Below are 15970 nucleotides of genomic sequence, written 5' to 3'. Positions count from 1 at the left end.
CTGATGAAGTACTGACTTTAGCAGGCGAGCCAATGACAGCTCATACAACCAATCCTGTTCCTGTAATTGTGACAAAACCAAATTTAGTGTTAAGAAATGGTGGCATTTTAGCCGATTTAGCGCCAACCATGTTAGAATTATTAGAGGTGTCACAACCTACTGAAATGACAGGAAAATCATTAATTGAAAAAGAGGAGAATTAATTATGCCATTTATTACACAAGTTTATGCGCGCGAAGTTTTAGACTCACGTGGCAACCCAACAGTAGAGGTTGAAGTATTTACAGAATCAGGTGCATTTGGACGCGCAATCGTACCATCAGGTGCATCAACAGGTGAATACGAAGCGGTAGAATTACGCGATGGTGACAAATCACGTTACCTAGGCAAAGGTGTATTAAAAGCAGTTGAAAATGTAAACACAATTATTGCAGAAGAATTAGAAGGTAACTATTCAGTTCTTGACCAAGTTGTCATTGATAAAGCTTTAATCGAGCTAGATGGCACAGAAAATAAGGGCAAGCTAGGTGCCAACGCAATTCTTGGTGTGTCTATGGCAGTTGCACATGCTGCGGCAGATTATTTAGATGTACCTCTTTATCAATATCTTGGTGGGTTTAATTCTAAACAATTACCAGTACCTATGATGAACATTTTAAACGGTGGCGCTCACGCAGATAACAATGTAGACATCCAAGAATTTATGGTTATGCCTGTTGGAGCGGAATCTTTCCGCCATGCATTACGCATTGGTGCTGAAATTTTCCATAGCTTAAAAGCTGTTCTAAAAGCAAAAGGTTATAATACAGCAGTAGGGGATGAAGGTGGTTTTGCACCAAACCTTGGCTCTAACGAAGAAGCAATCACTGTCATCTTAGAAGCAATTGAAAAAGCTGGCTACAAAGCAGGCGAAGAAGTTAAACTTGCGATGGACGTAGCATCATCTGAGCTATTCAATAAAGAAGACGGTAAATACCACTTAGATGGTGAAGGCGTTGTGAAAACATCAGAAGAAATGGTTGATTGGTACGAGGAGTTAACAAACAAATACCCAATCATCTCAATTGAAGACGGCTTAGACGAAAATGACTGGGCTGGACACAAGCTATTAACAGATCGTATCGGTAGTCGTGTACAATTAGTAGGTGATGACCTATTTGTAACGAATACGAAAAAATTAGCAGCTGGTATTGAGCAAGGTGTAGGCAATGCCATCCTTATCAAAGTAAACCAAATCGGTACGCTAACAGAAACATTTGAAGCGATCGAAATGGCGAAACGTGCAGGCTACACAGCAGTTATCTCTCACCGTTCTGGTGAATCAGAAGACGCAACAATTGCTGATATCGCTGTTGCAACAAATGCTGGTCAAATTAAAACAGGTGCTCCATCACGTACAGACCGTGTAGCAAAATACAACCAACTTCTTCGGATTGAAGATCAACTTGGTTCAACAGCAGAGTATCTTGGTTTACAATCGTTCTACAACCTTAAATAATAGACAAAAAATACCTCAAAGTATGTTCATACTTTGAGGTATTTTATTATGTTTTAAAAAGAAGTATGTTTACCCCAAGCAGTCAAGTATAATAAAGAAAAATAGAGGGGGTAGGGTTATGGGGATTATACAATCATTAGAAGAGACTTTACCGATTTTTCATGAAATCTTTAACAAAGAAATTGCGATAACCATTACAAGTGCAGAAGGAAGGGAAACGCTTTTTGTTTTGGAGGGAACGAGGGTTCAAACGAACTTACAAATCGGTTCATTAGCGGAGGATTCACCGGATTTTCGTCGTGTTGCAAGAGGGGAAATATTAAAGCGTAGCATTCCGAAAGAGTATTTTGGGATTCCGATGAATAGTGAGCTTTATCCTGTGCGTGAACAGGGCAAAGTGGTAGCTGTATTAAGCTTACTGTTTCCATTAGATGCTCAAGAAAAAGTGGAGGGCTTTATGGACAGCCTACAAGCTGTTATTCAAGAGCTACAACTAAAAATACATACTATCGCTGCCCATTCCGAAGAATTGTCAGCAACGAGTGAAACCATTACAGAGAAATCTCGACATGCTCTCGAAAATTCTTCTCGTTCAAATGAGGTAACAGATTTTATTAAAACGATTTCCAGACAAACCAATTTACTAGGGTTAAATGCCTCTATTGAAGCCGCACGTGCTGGGCAGTACGGGGCAGGATTTAATATCGTAGCTCAGGAAGTACGAAAGCTTTCTAGTGAGACTGCAACTGCAACAGAACAAATTGAAAGCTCCCTGAAAACCATTACGAGTAATGTTCAATCTCTTATGGAAAGTATGGAGCAAATTGAAGCCGCTTCTAACGAACAGTCGGAACTTGTACAACAATTTAGCGAGGCTATTGAAAAACTAAGCGATGTCAGTGACCAAATGGCACTCTACGTCAAAGGGATATTGCGATAAGGAAAAGGACAGTCTATTATTTTTAGACTGTCCTTCGTGTTTATTTTGACTGTGCCCAATGGTGGTCCATTTCACGATCAAGATAGACCCAGCCCTTCCAGGCAATATGAATGGTATCCATTATAAAATAAGGATCATATTCATGGTCTGTAAAATCAACATAGCTAACATCTGCATCTTTTAGGACTTGAGCCATCTTATCGTAGTACTGGTGACGACGTTCCTCCGGATAGCCATTATAATCATACCAATAGCCATTGACCGGAATGGACACGAATAATGGCTTAGCACCAGCATCCTTTAAAACATCGATCACAAGCTGAAAATCCTCATACTCTGGAGATTTCGTATAATCCTCTTGCTTGCGCATTCCTTTAAACTTGGAGAAATTAGCATTCACAAGTCGCTGATAGGCACGATTCTCAATCATATAATCATTTGATACACGTTTTTTGCCATATGCTTCAGCAGCCTGCACTTGTTGGTCAAAGGTTTGGTTGGCAATAAGGGTATCATTACTTTTTAATTTATGACCTTTTCGTGGGAATAGCGAATAATATAAATCCTTCTTTTCTAGCAATTCCTTATGAAAACGCCCTGCTATCATGGCCATACGACCAGTAATCGGATTTTTCTTACCGTTTGACATTTGATATTGATACATAGTCTTTAAAAGACGATCACGCTTAACAGTATCAAATTCTAATAGGCGCTCCATGGCACGTTTGCGAAGATTAGCATCCATTTCATCATTAAAAGCTAAATCATAGGCTTGCAGCATAGAGTAATTCGGTGAAAAATGAAATTCCCCCATACCTTTTGCTGTAAACCATTGTGGAGAGATAATAAAGACTACTTTTTTATCCTTTAAATTTTTCTCTTGTGCAGCAAAATTTAAAAAATGAGTAATGGACTGCATGCCCCCACGACCAACCATAAAGGTCGAATAAGGCGCCTCTGTTGCTCGTGCATAATTATATGGATGGAAGGGATCAAAACGATTTAATTCTGAGGAGCCATATAAAGGCATGGAATTAGGCTCCTGCAGCATGCGCTCCTGTAAATACGTACCTTGGAATACAAGCGGAGACATATTTGTTTTGGCCTGCTCTACATCCTCATCCGATATCCATGCCTTGATCCACGCATTGGGAAAGAAGATAAAGCCAGTAAATAGAGCGAAGGCAATACATAAAGATAAAAAGCCTTTCTTGATCATTGTCTTTCAGCTAATTTCCCTGCAATGCGATTAGGCGTGTTCCATTCTTCACGATTAAAATCAGTAATTGGCACAGAAATATTAAATCGATTTTCAATTTCTACTAATAGATTAATCGTTCCGAAAGAGTCTAGTAGCCCTTCTTCGAATAAATCAATATCTGGGTTCTCTACAATAATTTCATCTTCACATAACTCGACTAGCATTTCTAAAACTTGTTGTTGATCCATTAATAATTCTCCTTTATTGAACAGGCTTTTTTAGCCCTTGGTTAAAATAATTTGCCAGAAAAAATATAGAAGCCAAAGCACACGGCATTAAAAGTGATGAATACGCCAATGGCATGTGTCCACTTATTTTTAGGCCAACGCTTATGCTTTTTATTCCAGCGTTCAAACTTATCAAAGCTTACTATTAATAGGGCATGATAGAGTCCGTAGACTACAAAGTGCCATTCTAGGCCATGCCAAATGCCCATTAAAAAGAATAGTAAAAAGAAACCAATATAGGAAATGGCGAATTTATTTTTCAGCCATTTTTTCTTCGTCATCCAAAGCACGAATCGCATATAGACATAATCTCTAAACCAGAAGGAAAGACTCATATGCCAACGATTCCAAAAGTCTTTAATATTGCGGCTGGCGAATGGTCGGTTAAAGTTAATGGGTGTTTGAATCCCCATTATTCGGCTAACACCAACAGCAAATGCACTATAGCCAGCAAAATCAAAGAATAAATAAAAGCTATACATATACATATACGCTAATTGTCCCTGGAAGGGCGTTAAATAGTTATACGTATGATTTGGCAGGTAGATAAGGGTGTAGTTGTAAATTAAGTAGGCCAAAATAAATTTATATAAAAAGCCTACAAAGATATAGTTAATCCCACTTAATAACAGCATTTGATAGTCTTCCGCGGATGGTACCGAATGATAATCCTTTGTAAAGCGTCGCCAACGATCAATAGGACCTGAAGATACTGTAGGAAAGAACAGTAAAAAATAGGCAAGCTCTACAACAGAAATGTTCTCTTTCATTAAGCCATCTCGGGTTTCTAAAATCATTTGTACAGCTTTGAAGGTAATGTAAGACACACCAAGGAAGCCAAATAAATGGTGTAACCCTAGAATAGGCAGTACCTTCACAAGTACAAGTGGTAAAATCGACAATACCACAGCGATAACAAAGACCATACCACTATTTTGCTGGAGTCGATAGCGTTGGTAGCCAACAATAAGGACTACTTGAAAAACTGTAAACAATACGAGCGAAATGCTACCGTTCAATGAGCTACCAAAAATAAGAGCTAAGACAATCAACGAGACAAATAGATTATAGTGTTTCGATGATTTGCCACGTAAGCCGAGTATGATGGTTGGTAGTAATAATAGTCCGATAATCAGAAAGAATGCTATATTTCCATAAGGCGTCATACTGTTTCCATAACCGCCAATCCTTTACGATCCACCTTACCATTTGCGTTAAGCGGTAAAGCGTCCATATATTTAAACGTTTTCGGAATCATATAGGCAGGTAAGTACTCCGATAAAAGTGCTTTCAACTGTTTTGTCATTTTGAAGGCAGAGTCCTTTAATGGCTCACGCAAAACAAGATGGGCATTTAGAGCAGTAATTTCCTTCTCTTTATAAACAGGTACAACCACGCAACTTGAAACCGGTGGAAGGTTACTTATCTGCTTTTCGATTTCCTCGATTTCTAAACGATAGCCATGTAGCTTCACTTGGAAATCCTTGCGACCAGAAAAGAATACATATCCATCTCGCTCATAGCCAACATCTCCAGTACGATAGATGCGATTGCCAGCTACTGTCGGAAAGGCTTTTGCTGTTAATTCCGGTGCCCCCAAATACCCTGCACTAACTGTCGGACCTGAAATAGCAATTTCTCCATCCTCTAATAAAGAAATGTTTGTCTCCGTTAGTGGAGCAATAGGCAATTGCTCAAAGCGAGCTATCAATTCTTCCGTTACCTTTACATAGGAAACCGCAACAGTCGTTTCCGTTGGACCATATAAATTATAAATAGTTGCCTGTGGAAAACGCTCCATTAACTCCTTACTAACTGCGATGGGCAGGACCTCGCCACAGAATAAAAATGTATCTAATGCTGGCATGAGCTGTTGATTCCACTCTTTGTTCATTAAGCACATTTTGACAAAGGATGGTGTCGACGTCCAAACACGAGTATTGGACGAAGCTAATGAATCAAATAACGCTCTCGGGTTCGCAATTTCTTGTTGTGTAATGGCATATAGCGTATGTCCTCCAACAAGTGCTGGATAAAGGTCCATGACAGATAAGTCAAAGGAAAAAGGCGCCTGATTTAAAAATACTCCGTCTTGCTGTAAAGGGAAGTGTTCCTGCATCCAAGAAACGAAATGTGCTAAATTAGTAGCGGTTATTTGAACGCCCTTTGGCTGACCAGTTGATCCAGAAGTGTAAATAATATAATAGATTTCCTCGTTCTTCACCCATGCTGTGGAGGGTAAAGATACTTCAGAGGAGGAGTTCTCTAAGATATCACTCACCGCTGCAACGGGAATGTTCGTCAGCATGTGTAATGGCTCTGTTGTGCATAGTAATCCTGCTCCAGAGGCTTCTAAAATAAGTTGTATTCTTTCAGAAGGGGTTGACGAATCAACGGGTACGTAAGGGTGTCCAGCCTTGACAGCACCTAGAAAGGCAACAATTTGTAGCGGGGACATATGTCCATAAACGACAATCGGCTGCTGCCTCTGTAAATGAAGCTTCGAGATATAATCGGCCATACATTCCGATAAGTGCCAAAGCTCACCATATGTTAAGGAGGCATTGTGCGTTTGATAAGCAGTTTTTTGTGGCTGCTGGATGGCCACACGTTCAATAGCTGCTAAAATACTTAACATGATTAAAACTCCTTTTATTAAAATTCCGTATATATAAATGGTCCAGCGTTCATATCATGGAAGCCATGTATAAGAAACAGCAGTACCAAAACGATCAAATAAAATAGCGTCATGCCAATAAAGCGCAGATGTTCGTTATTTTTGATGGATTGCATTTGTCCACCTCCAATGAAAAAAAGTATAGGATTAAACTTTCAAAAAATAGTAATTTATTAGTTAAAAATCCTTACCTTATGTTTTTAACACTGATTTGACGGAATGTGGAGAAAAATGTTGCTGAATTAAGGTGAATTCAGTAAATCATAAGATAAAATTAAGGTAAATTTAAGGTTCCGGGGGAAGATGTTTAGTTTGGACAATTATGGGTGTTTGTTTTTATGTAAAAGAAGCGCGAACATAAGGGAATAATCTCAACTTATGTTCGCGCCTTTGTTTTTATTTCACTGCATTGATCAGTTTTTTAGATACATAGAATTCAGAGCCATTATAGACGTTAATTGTATCAAATGTATGTGTTTTTGCAGTATTTGTGGATGTTTCCTCATAAATCATTGTGTTTTTATTGACTGGAATTTTCACAGTTACATCTGCTTTTTGAGCAATAAATGTTGGGTTTTCTTTATCCGATAAATCGATTTTTGTCGTATAGCCTTTATCCGTAAATGCTTTTGTTGCAGGGACATATAAATCATTTGTTAGTGTATTTAAGTCAAAGCCCATAAATTGTGCCATCGTATGAGCTAGATCCGTATTTTCAACTAGCCCTGTCAATTTAGAAGGTCCGAATGAATATAAAAACACATCTTCCCCTGTATGACCACCTGTTGTATAGCCAATGTTCGCGCGATTTGCTAACATCTTAACCATCTCACTGCCTAAGTCTTTTGCAGATTTCAATGTCGTTAGTTCATCCTCTGTTAACTGATCTAATCCATAAAGGGCAGCCACCTCTACTAAATTAGAGCGATCTTCTTTTAATTGGCTTAGTGCACCTTCAACAGTCATCGAAGCTTTTTTCAATGGATCAATATAAGCAGAGACAGGAATGCTTGAATAGGTGCTCGTTGTGTTGGCGTTCCCCATCGTAATACCGCTATTTCCATGGTCTGTTACAGCAATTACTAATGTGTTGCCATCTTCCTTTGCAAAATCAACTGCTTCTTTTACTGCATCATCAAACGATAAGATATCGCTAATAATACCAATTGTATCGTTGGCATGTGCCGCCCAGTCGACCTTACTCCCTTCAACAAAAAGGAAGAAGCCGTCCTCATCATTTTTTAGCGTATTAATCGCTTTATTAGTCATTTCAGCCAGTGTAGGCTCAGATGCTCTCGTTTTAGCACGATCTAAATCATAGGCAAGTGCGCTTGGTGCAAAGCTTCCCCAAATTTTAGAGGACTGACTATTCACTAGCTCATCACGAGTTTGAACGAGATCGTAATTTTTTTCTTTCAGTACATTTAGTAAATCCTCGCCATCCTTACGGGCATTTTTAGATGTGCCAGGTGACAACGATTCTAGCCCTCCACCTAAAACAACATCAATATTTTGATAGACTTGCTGTTCAGCAATATCCCCATATTGACTTCTATTATTAACATGTGCTGAAAAACCAGCTGGAGTAGCATGTTGAATTTCAGATGTAGAAATTAATCCGGTAGCCTTTCCTTGTTGTTTAGCTCCTTCGAGCACATTCGCTACAGGTTTGAAAGCATCCTCTTGAGTAATTTGTGCTAATCCAGGTGAATTAACCACCGATGGAAGCACACCTATATATTTATCGTTCGATTTATGGCCAGTTGCTAAAGCAGTAGCAGCGGGCGCAGAATCGGTAATGGCTGATTCTGCAGAATACGTGCGCATAGCACCTGATAAAATTTCATCCATTGCTAAGCTTTCACCTTTATACCAGCGAGAAAGGGTTACAGCATTATTACTGCTTCCGTCCATCACAAGCATAATGACATTTGTCGGTTTCTTTACATCAGCTGCTTGTACCTCTTGCTGTGGAATACTCACTGCGGATAAAGTTACTGCACTTGCTAGAAACAATGAAGTCCATTTTTTTGCGTATTTCATGATTTTCCTCCTTTAGGTGAATTCAATTGTAAGTGTAAAGGAAGGGTGTAAAGCTAGCGTTAAAAATTTGTTAATAAAATATGGTAATACTGTAAATGGTGGCATAGGAAGAAAGAAAAAAATCTGTGTGAACATCACACAGATTTTATTGAAGTATTTGTTGATGCTGTGAGCCGTCGATCGTTTCGTAATATAAAATACCATCTTGGATCGTTAAATTAAGGACTTCATCTTCCACTAGTATTTCTTCAGAGCCGTCCTCGACTTTAATTTTTGTTAAATAACCAGCGTTGTCATAATCACTGCAATAGATGGAGTCATGATAAGTCGCTAAATAATAACAAGCTGTTTCAGTTATCTTTTTATGTTCATGGGTCGCTAAATTATAGGAATAAACCATATTATCTTTCATGCTATTATAATAAATCACATCAGCAACTGTATTGGCATACCACATATCATGCATAAAATCATAATCATTACTAGTAGCAGCAAAATAGTTTTCAGCAACCCATAAATGATCCTGGCTAAGCTTTTGATCATTGACTAAAAAATACTCGTAAGAAATCGCATAGGGTTCATCAGAGTCAACATCGTTCCAAGTTGTATCAAGATGATACCATTGGTCTTCGACACTAACTAAATTCCACGCATGTAGTTGATCCTCGCTATAGCCGTATACATATTTTGCATCGAGACCTGATGCTACTAATAAACGGTAAGCAAGTAAGGCATAGGCCTGGCATACCGCAGTTTTTTCATTAATCAATTCAAAAACCGTCTGTCCTTCCGTCGAGCCCTCTTCTGTATAAGTGGCTAATTGCACCACGTAATCATTAATGATTTTAGCACGTTCGAAATCTGTCATTTCCTTCGTAATATGCTTGTCAGCAAAGGCTTCCACAAAGTGATCTACCTTTTGCTCCTTCCTGGCATCTGTTAAATAATCAATCGACAGTTCAACTAAATAGCCATCATCGGTTTCCCAAGCCGTCCATTCATAGTCAAGAAAATAACCGGCTGTATAGGGGTCCACAAAGGTAAGCAAGCTATTTAAATCATTTAGTTGAACCTCAAAATCCTCAAAATCTAGCTTTCCTGTATAAGGGACTTGAAAGCGCTGTTCAAATGTTACCACTTGCTTCTCGACTCTTTTGGTAAATTGTAATAATGCGGGATCATCTTTAAATAAAGATGTTGAGAATAAGTCTGTAGGCGAAAAAGAGGGGGATAATGCTTTACTCTCTGGCTGCTTCACATCATTTTTTGTTTCTTCTGCTAACGTCGTAGTTGTGTCATCCTCTTCTTCAAGCAGCAGGTCTATAGCTTTTGAGCATGCTGTAAGAAAGGGAATCATACAGCATAATAAAAGAAGAGTTATTATTTTTTTATTCAAGTTCTTTCCTCCGAGAAAATTTCATTTCTTCCATTATAATCAAATTAAAGGGTTGGCGATATCCACTAATAGTAGCAAAAGTCGACAAGTAGAGGGGCATGAAGCGGAAAAAAACTGTTAAACATAAAGCTAAGTTTGTCATGGCAACCTTTTTTTGTTATAATATAGTCTGTTGTGATGTTTCAAAGTTCGGGAGGTGCAGTGAATGCATACAGTAGTATTAGTTTCATTAGTTATCGTATCATTAGCGTTAATCGTTGTGGTATTACTTCAATCTAGTAAAAGTGCAGGCTTATCAGGTGCCATCTCGGGTGGAGCTGAGCAACTATTTGGAAAGCAAAAAGCACGTGGTATGGATTTAATCCTTCACCGTGCAACAATTGTGTTAGCTATACTATTCTTTATTCTAGCAATCGCTATTACAAAAATCTAATAGTTGAAGATATATCGCCTAACCTAATTGGTTGGGCGTTTTCTTTTATCATAACTTAATGGAAGAATCTCTCTGTAACCTACTAACCAAATTATCAATCGCTTAGCATTATGGAGATGACTATAATGGGTATAGTAGAAATGAGTGTTTAGATGAAGGAGTGCTTACTATGAACAAATCATTATCACAGCCATTTTTCTTTCAAGCAGGACCACGTGCCGTTTTACTATTACATGGCTTTACAGGCAGCTCTGCAGACGTGCGTATGCTTGGTAGATTTTTAGAGAAAAAAGGGTATACTACTTTAGCACCTCACTATAAAGGCCACGGTGTGGAGCCGGAGGAACTGATCACAACAGGTCCAGCAGACTGGTGGCAGGATGTCGTAGCCGCCTACAAACAGTTACAGGATGCTGGCTATCAGGAAATTGCTGTTGCAGGCCTCTCATTAGGTGGTGTTATGGCATTAAACGTTGCATTAAATAATCCTGTAAAAGGAATTGTCACAATGTGTGCACCCATGACAATGCGTACAACAGACGTTATGTTTGAGGGTGTTTTGAAATACGCTAGAGAATATAAGAAATTCCAAGGGAAACAGGATGACCAAATTGAAGCAGAGGTTTCGCTCATTGCTGAAAAGGGCATGCCGTCACTACAGGAGCTACGTGAATTTATTGCACGTACGCGACAAGAAATAGACATGATTTATGCGCCAATTTTTGTCGTTCAAGCTACAAATGATGAGGTAATAGAGACAGAATCTGCCAACATTATATATAATCAAACTGAGTCACTTGAAAAGCACATCAAGTGGTATGAAAACTCAAAACATGTTATTACACTAGATCAAGAAAAAGATCAATTACATGAAGACATTTATCGCTTTTTAGAAAGCCTAAATTGGGCACAATAAATTATAAATAGGATTTTCTCATGAAGGAGGGAATATGTATGAAAGACCAAAAAGATACACTACAAAGTCGTTTACTCGATTTCTTCGGTCAAGATGATTATAAACCATTAACTGTTGGTGAAATCGAAGAAGAATTCGGCTTTGAGGATGCGGAGGAATTTAAGGAGCTTGTAAAAACATTAGTCCGCATGGAAGGACAAGGCTTAGTTGTTCGTTCACGCTCCAATCGTTATGGCCTACCAGAGCGTATGAATTTACTAAGAGGTAAATTTATTGGGCATGCGAAGGGCTTCGGCTTTGTAACGCCTGATATTGAGGGCATGGACGATGTGTTCATTCCACCACATGAAATTAATGGTGCCATTAATGGAGACATCGTTTTAATTCGTGTTTTAAAGGAATCATTCGGAGATCGTCGCGAAGGTACTGTAACAAAGGTCGTTGAACGTGGTCAAACAAGCTTTGTTGGGACATTCCAAGCAAATCGAGGCTTCGGCTTTGTTGTCCTAGACGATAAAAAGCTACCAATGGATATCTTTATTGCTAAAGGGGATACATTAGGAGCTGTCGATGGACATAAGGTTGTTGTTGAGGTTGCGACATGGCCTGAGGATTTAAAATCCGCAACCGGCTATATTACAAAAATTTTAGGCCATAAAAATGATCCAGGTGTGGATATTTTATCGATATTATATAAGCATGACATTCCACCTGAATTCCCAGATGAAGTCATCACTGCAGCACAACGTGTACCAGATGAAATTACAGAGGCTGATTTAGAAGGTCGCCGTGATTTACGACATGAAACAATTGTGACGATTGATGGTGCAGATGCAAAGGACTTGGATGATGCGGTTACCGTAACGAAAAATGTCGATGGTACTTACAAGCTTGGCGTACATATTGCAGACGTAAGTTATTATGTAACGCAAGGCTCGGTTATTGACCTTGAAGCTTACGACCGTGCGACAAGTGTTTATTTAACAGACCGTGTTATACCGATGATTCCACATCGATTATCGAATGGTATTTGTTCTTTAAATCCACAGGTTGACCGTTTAACGCTATCCTGTGAAATGATCATTGATGCGAATGGTAATGTGATTTCACATGAAATTTTCCAAAGTGTGATTAAAACGACGGAACGTATGACGTATAGGGACGTTTACAAGATTTTAGAGGAGCAGGATGAGGCGCTAATTAAACGCTATGAGCCACTTGTTCCAATGTTTAAAAACATGGCAGAGCTCTCCAATATTTTACGTCGTAAACGTGAAATGCGAGGAGCTATAGACTTCGACTTTAAAGAATCTAAAGTTATTGTAAATGAAGAAGGATGGCCTGTAGATATTGAATTACGTGAACGTACAGTAGCCGAGAAATTAATTGAAGATTTCATGCTAGCTGCCAATGAAACCGTAGCAGAGCACTTCCACTGGATGAATGTACCGTTCCTATACCGTATTCACGAAGATCCAAAGCCTGAAAAGCTTCAACGCTTCTTTGAATTTGTCACGAATTTCGGTATTTTAATTAAAGTTACGGGTAATACCGTCCATCCAAAAGCGTTACAGGATGTATTGAAAGCAATTGAAGGGATGCCTGAGGAGCCTGTTATTTCAACGATGCTATTACGCTCGATGCAGCAGGCAAAATATTATCCAGAAAGCCTTGGTCACTTTGGTTTATCAACGGATTTCTATACACACTTCACATCACCAATTCGCCGTTATCCTGACTTAATCGTACACCGTTTAATTCGTACGTATATAATTAATAAGGATACATCTAGAGAAACGATTGCCCAGTGGAGTATGGCAATGGATGAAATTGCTGATCACACATCTGAACGCGAACGCCGTGCTGTTGATGCAGAACGTGATACAGACGCTCTGAAAAAAGCACAATATATGTCCGACAAAATTGGCGAAGAATTCGAAGGAATTGTTTCATCGATTACAAACTTCGGTATTTTTGTGGAGCTACCAAACACGATTGAAGGACTTGTCCATATTAGCAATATGACAGATGATTACTACCGCTTCGATGATCGTCAAATGATTATGATCGGTGAACGAACGAATCGCCAATTCCGTATTGGTGATGAGGTGACCGTTCGTGTGGCTAATGTCATTATTGAGGAGTCATCGATTGACTTTGAAATCGTTGGAATGGTAACTTCATATGGACGAACACGCAAAGCAGCACCTACTGTAATCCATGCACGAAAAAATTACAGTGATAACAAAGGTGGCAGCAGTCGCAGAAGTACACGCAGTGATGAGGAACGAGGCAGTCGTGGTGGTAGTCGAAGAGGCCGACGCCAAGAGGAAGAAAGAGGAAGTCGAAGCAGCAAACAAGGTGAACGCCGTGAAAGCGACCGTGATCCACGTGGACGCCGCAAAGATGACTCAAGCCCTGGACCTAAAAAACGCGTGAAACAAAAGCAAAAGTTCTATGAAGGCATTGCTAAAAAAGGCAAAAAGAAAAAATCAAAACGTAAATAAGCATGAGCGAAAGTATCCTTGTTGAGGATGCTTTCGCTCAAGCTCAACCTTTTAAGTAGAGGGTGAAAATATGGCAAAAGGTACTGGTAAAGTATTAGCACAAAACAAAAAAGCAGGCCATGACTACTTCATCGAAGAGACAATTGAAGCAGGCATGGTACTAACAGGCACAGAAATTAAATCTATCCGTGCAGGCAAAGTCCAACTTAAAGACTCCTTTGTTCGTGTCCGTAATGGCGAAGCATGGATCAATAATATGCACGTGAGCGCATTCGAACAAGGCAACCGCTTTAACCACGATCCACTACGTACCCGTAAGCTGTTGCTCCACAAAAAGCAAATCGGCGAGCTAGTCGGTGCTGTAAAACGTGACGGCTACACAATCGTCCCACTAAAAATGTACATCAAGGACGGCTACGCCAAGCTCCTCATCGGCGTCGGCAAAGGGAAAAAAGACTACGACAAGCGTAACGACATGCGCAAAAAAGAAGCAAAACGCGAAATGGAACGTGTCTTTAAGGAACGTCAGCGTTAACAAAGCAGATGAGAAAGCAGGCAAGTGCCGAACTTTCTCATCTGCTTTTTACATTGAAGCAAAACCTTTTTAGAAGCTGTTTGGATTTATCCAACAGCTTCTTTTTTGGTCCTATAACACAAAAAAATTAAAATATAATCCCCTTTTTTATCTTCCAAGACATATGTTTAGAAAATTCCAACAATTAAAATTGTAGTAACTACATATTTCATTTCGAGGTGAGTCTTATGAATAAAACAGTTATCGAAAAAATTACGCACATTGTTGGTGAAAAATACATTAAAAGATCAACTGCACAGCTTTTAGCATATTCCTATGATGCAACGGCAAATTTTCAGCGCTTACCTGATCTTGTCATTTCACCAGGGAATGCAGAGGAAATTGCTGAGGTAATTAAAGTATGTAATGAATATAAAATGTCAATTATTCCACGAGGTTCTGGAACAAATCTTGCAGCAGGAACGGTGCCTTACGATGGGGGCGTAGTGATTTTATTTAATAGAATGGATCAAATTTTAAATTTCGATAAGGAAAATTTAACGATTACAGTCCAGCCTGGCATTATATCTGAGAATCTTTGTACATTCGTCGAAGCACATGGTTTATTTTACCCTCCTGATCCAAGCTCCATGAGAATTTCTACGATTGGTGGCAATGTTAGTGAAAACTCAGGTGGCTTGCGTGGCTTAAAATATGGTGTAACAAAGGATTATGTCAAAGGTCTACAAGTTGTTTTACCAAACGGGGATATTTTAGAAACAGGTGGCAAACTAGCAAAGGACGTAGCGGGCTATGACCTCACATCATTATTTGTTGGAGCAGAGGGAACATTGGGTGTCGTAACAGCGATTACTTTAAAGCTTATTCCGTTGCCACAATATAAAATGACGAGCATCGCATACTTTGAATCCTTAGAGGATGCAGCGAGAACGGTCTCTAGTATTATTGCCAATAAAATCATTCCCGTAACGCTAGAATTTCTTGATAAAAAAACAATTAGCGCCGTCGAGCAATATATGAAAATAGGACTCTCAACAGATGTAGAAGCAATGCTATTACTTGAGCAGGATGGTGAAATGCATCAAGTAGAACAAGATGTCAAAGAAATGGTACGAATCGCTGAAGAAAATGGAGCTCTCTTTACGCAAATTGCAAAAGATGCACAGGAAGCGGAGCAAATTAAAACAGCAAGACGTGTCGCATTATCAGCATTAGCAAAATTAAAACCGACAGTTATTTTAGAGGATGCCACAGTACCACGATCAGAGCTGGCCAAAATGGTGATGAGAATTAATGATATATCCGAAAAGTACAATGTCAATATTGCCACATTTGGTCATGCAGGGGATGGAAATTTGCATCCTACATGTTTAACAGACTTGCGAGATGAAAAGGAGATGCATCGTGTAGAAGCGGCATTTGCAGAAATTTTTGAGGCAGCACTGTCACTAGGTGGCACGATTACAGGGGAGCACGGTGTAGGTGAAATGAAAGCACCTTATTTAGAATGGAAAATTGGTCCTATCGGTATCAATGT

14 protein-coding genes and 1 pseudogene are annotated in these 15970 nt (G+C 39.2%); 8 read left to right on the top strand and 7 right to left on the bottom strand.

Features of this window, described 5'->3' with window-relative positions; all coding sequences use genetic code 11:
• The 3 genes and pseudogenes from RT445_RS18475 to RT445_RS18465 all read left to right on the top strand — a co-directional run.
• Positions 1–203: pseudogene (locus tag RT445_RS18475) on the top strand (2,3-bisphosphoglycerate-independent phosphoglycerate mutase); the annotation flags it as partial.
• A 2-nt stretch (positions 204–205) separates the two neighbouring features.
• Positions 206–1498 carry a phosphopyruvate hydratase gene (gene eno, locus RT445_RS18470; protein WP_274794368.1) on the top strand — a complete coding sequence of 431 codons (1293 nt, stop codon included), beginning with the start codon at positions 206–208 and terminating at the stop codon, positions 1496–1498.
• Between the two features lie 118 nt (positions 1499–1616).
• On the top strand, positions 1617–2438 hold the full coding sequence (locus RT445_RS18465; RefSeq protein ID WP_313471220.1) for a methyl-accepting chemotaxis protein: 822 nt from the start codon (positions 1617–1619) through the stop codon (positions 2436–2438).
• Between the two features lie 40 nt (positions 2439–2478).
• On the opposite strand, the gene dltD is transcribed toward RT445_RS18465, so the two are convergent.
• From dltD to RT445_RS18430, 7 genes are all read right to left on the bottom strand, one after another.
• Positions 2479–3657 carry a D-alanyl-lipoteichoic acid biosynthesis protein DltD gene (gene dltD, locus RT445_RS18460; protein ID WP_274794366.1) on the bottom strand — a complete coding sequence of 393 codons (1179 nt, stop codon included), beginning with the start codon at positions 3655–3657 and terminating at the stop codon, positions 2479–2481.
• Positions 3654–3887: a D-alanine--poly(phosphoribitol) ligase subunit 2 gene (gene dltC, locus RT445_RS18455; RefSeq protein ID WP_016994756.1), complete on the bottom strand. Its 234-nt coding sequence runs from the start codon at positions 3885–3887 to the stop codon at positions 3654–3656. Before dltC ends, dltD begins: the two co-directional genes overlap by 4 nt.
• Positions 3888–3928: 41 nt before the next feature.
• On the bottom strand, positions 3929–5092 hold the full coding sequence (gene dltB / locus RT445_RS18450) for a D-alanyl-lipoteichoic acid biosynthesis protein DltB (protein ID WP_313471217.1): 1164 nt from the start codon (positions 5090–5092) through the stop codon (positions 3929–3931).
• A complete protein-coding gene (dltA, locus tag RT445_RS18445; RefSeq protein ID WP_313471215.1) occupies positions 5089–6564 on the bottom strand; it encodes a D-alanine--poly(phosphoribitol) ligase subunit DltA in 1476 nt (491 codons plus the stop codon). The genes dltB and dltA overlap by 4 nt, the downstream gene beginning before the upstream one ends.
• A 17-nt stretch (positions 6565–6581) precedes the next feature.
• Positions 6582–6719 (bottom strand): teichoic acid D-Ala incorporation-associated protein DltX, encoded by a 138-nt coding sequence (locus RT445_RS18440; RefSeq protein WP_274794363.1) that lies wholly within the window; start codon positions 6717–6719, stop codon positions 6582–6584.
• A 280-nt stretch (positions 6720–6999) separates the two neighbouring features.
• Positions 7000–8646: an alkaline phosphatase gene (locus RT445_RS18435; RefSeq protein WP_313471212.1), complete on the bottom strand. Its 1647-nt coding sequence runs from the start codon at positions 8644–8646 to the stop codon at positions 7000–7002.
• Between the two features lie 145 nt (positions 8647–8791).
• On the bottom strand, positions 8792–10042 hold the full coding sequence (locus tag RT445_RS18430) for a transglutaminase domain-containing protein (protein WP_313471210.1): 1251 nt from the start codon (positions 10040–10042) through the stop codon (positions 8792–8794).
• Positions 10043–10247: 205 nt separating this feature from the next.
• Between RT445_RS18430 and secG the strand changes: the two genes are divergently transcribed.
• The 5 genes from secG to RT445_RS18405 form a co-directional block, all read left to right on the top strand.
• The gene (secG, locus tag RT445_RS18425) at positions 10248–10475 is read left to right on the top strand and encodes a preprotein translocase subunit SecG (protein ID WP_008173196.1); all 228 of its coding nucleotides are present in this window, start codon (positions 10248–10250) and stop codon (positions 10473–10475) included.
• Positions 10476–10644: 169 nt separating this feature from the next.
• Positions 10645–11391 carry an alpha/beta hydrolase gene (locus tag RT445_RS18420; RefSeq protein ID WP_313471208.1) on the top strand — a complete coding sequence of 249 codons (747 nt, stop codon included), beginning with the start codon at positions 10645–10647 and terminating at the stop codon, positions 11389–11391.
• A gap of 38 nt (positions 11392–11429) precedes the next feature.
• The gene (rnr, locus tag RT445_RS18415; protein WP_313471206.1) at positions 11430–13898 is read left to right on the top strand and encodes a ribonuclease R; all 2469 of its coding nucleotides are present in this window, start codon (positions 11430–11432) and stop codon (positions 13896–13898) included.
• Positions 13899–13968: 70 nt separating this feature from the next.
• Positions 13969–14433 (top strand): SsrA-binding protein SmpB, encoded by a 465-nt coding sequence (smpB, locus tag RT445_RS18410; RefSeq protein WP_274794358.1) that lies wholly within the window; start codon positions 13969–13971, stop codon positions 14431–14433.
• 227 nt (positions 14434–14660) lie between these two features.
• Positions 14661–15970, top strand: a 1310-nt coding sequence (locus RT445_RS18405; protein ID WP_313471204.1) for an FAD-linked oxidase C-terminal domain-containing protein, incomplete at its 3' end; no start/stop codon positions are given.

This window comes from Lysinibacillus sp., from assembly GCF_032093475.1.
In the GTDB taxonomy this organism is placed as follows: Bacteria; Bacillota; Bacilli; order Bacillales_A; family Planococcaceae; genus Lysinibacillus; species Lysinibacillus irui.
This window is presented reverse-complemented; position numbering and strand designations above follow the sequence as displayed.

Coding starts and splice junctions, on each gene's coding strand:
- eno (WP_274794368.1), top strand. CDS start 206: ATGCCATTTATTACACAAGTTTATGCGCGCGAAGTTTTAGACTCACGT.
- smpB (WP_274794358.1), top strand. CDS start 13,969: ATGGCAAAAGGTACTGGTAAAGTATTAGCACAAAACAAAAAAGCAGGC.
- RT445_RS18465 (WP_313471220.1), top strand. CDS start 1,617: ATGGGGATTATACAATCATTAGAAGAGACTTTACCGATTTTTCATGAA.
- dltB (WP_313471217.1), bottom strand. CDS start 5,092: ATGACGCCTTATGGAAATATAGCATTCTTTCTGATTATCGGACTATTA.
- dltC (WP_016994756.1), bottom strand. CDS start 3,887: ATGGATCAACAACAAGTTTTAGAAATGCTAGTCGAGTTATGTGAAGAT.
- RT445_RS18420 (WP_313471208.1), top strand. CDS start 10,645: ATGAACAAATCATTATCACAGCCATTTTTCTTTCAAGCAGGACCACGT.
- RT445_RS18435 (WP_313471212.1), bottom strand. CDS start 8,646: ATGAAATACGCAAAAAAATGGACTTCATTGTTTCTAGCAAGTGCAGTA.
- dltD (WP_274794366.1), bottom strand. CDS start 3,657: ATGATCAAGAAAGGCTTTTTATCTTTATGTATTGCCTTCGCTCTATTT.
- RT445_RS18440 (WP_274794363.1), bottom strand. CDS start 6,719: ATGCAATCCATCAAAAATAACGAACATCTGCGCTTTATTGGCATGACG.
- rnr (WP_313471206.1), top strand. CDS start 11,430: ATGAAAGACCAAAAAGATACACTACAAAGTCGTTTACTCGATTTCTTC.
- secG (WP_008173196.1), top strand. CDS start 10,248: ATGCATACAGTAGTATTAGTTTCATTAGTTATCGTATCATTAGCGTTA.
- dltA (WP_313471215.1), bottom strand. CDS start 6,564: ATGTTAAGTATTTTAGCAGCTATTGAACGTGTGGCCATCCAGCAGCCA.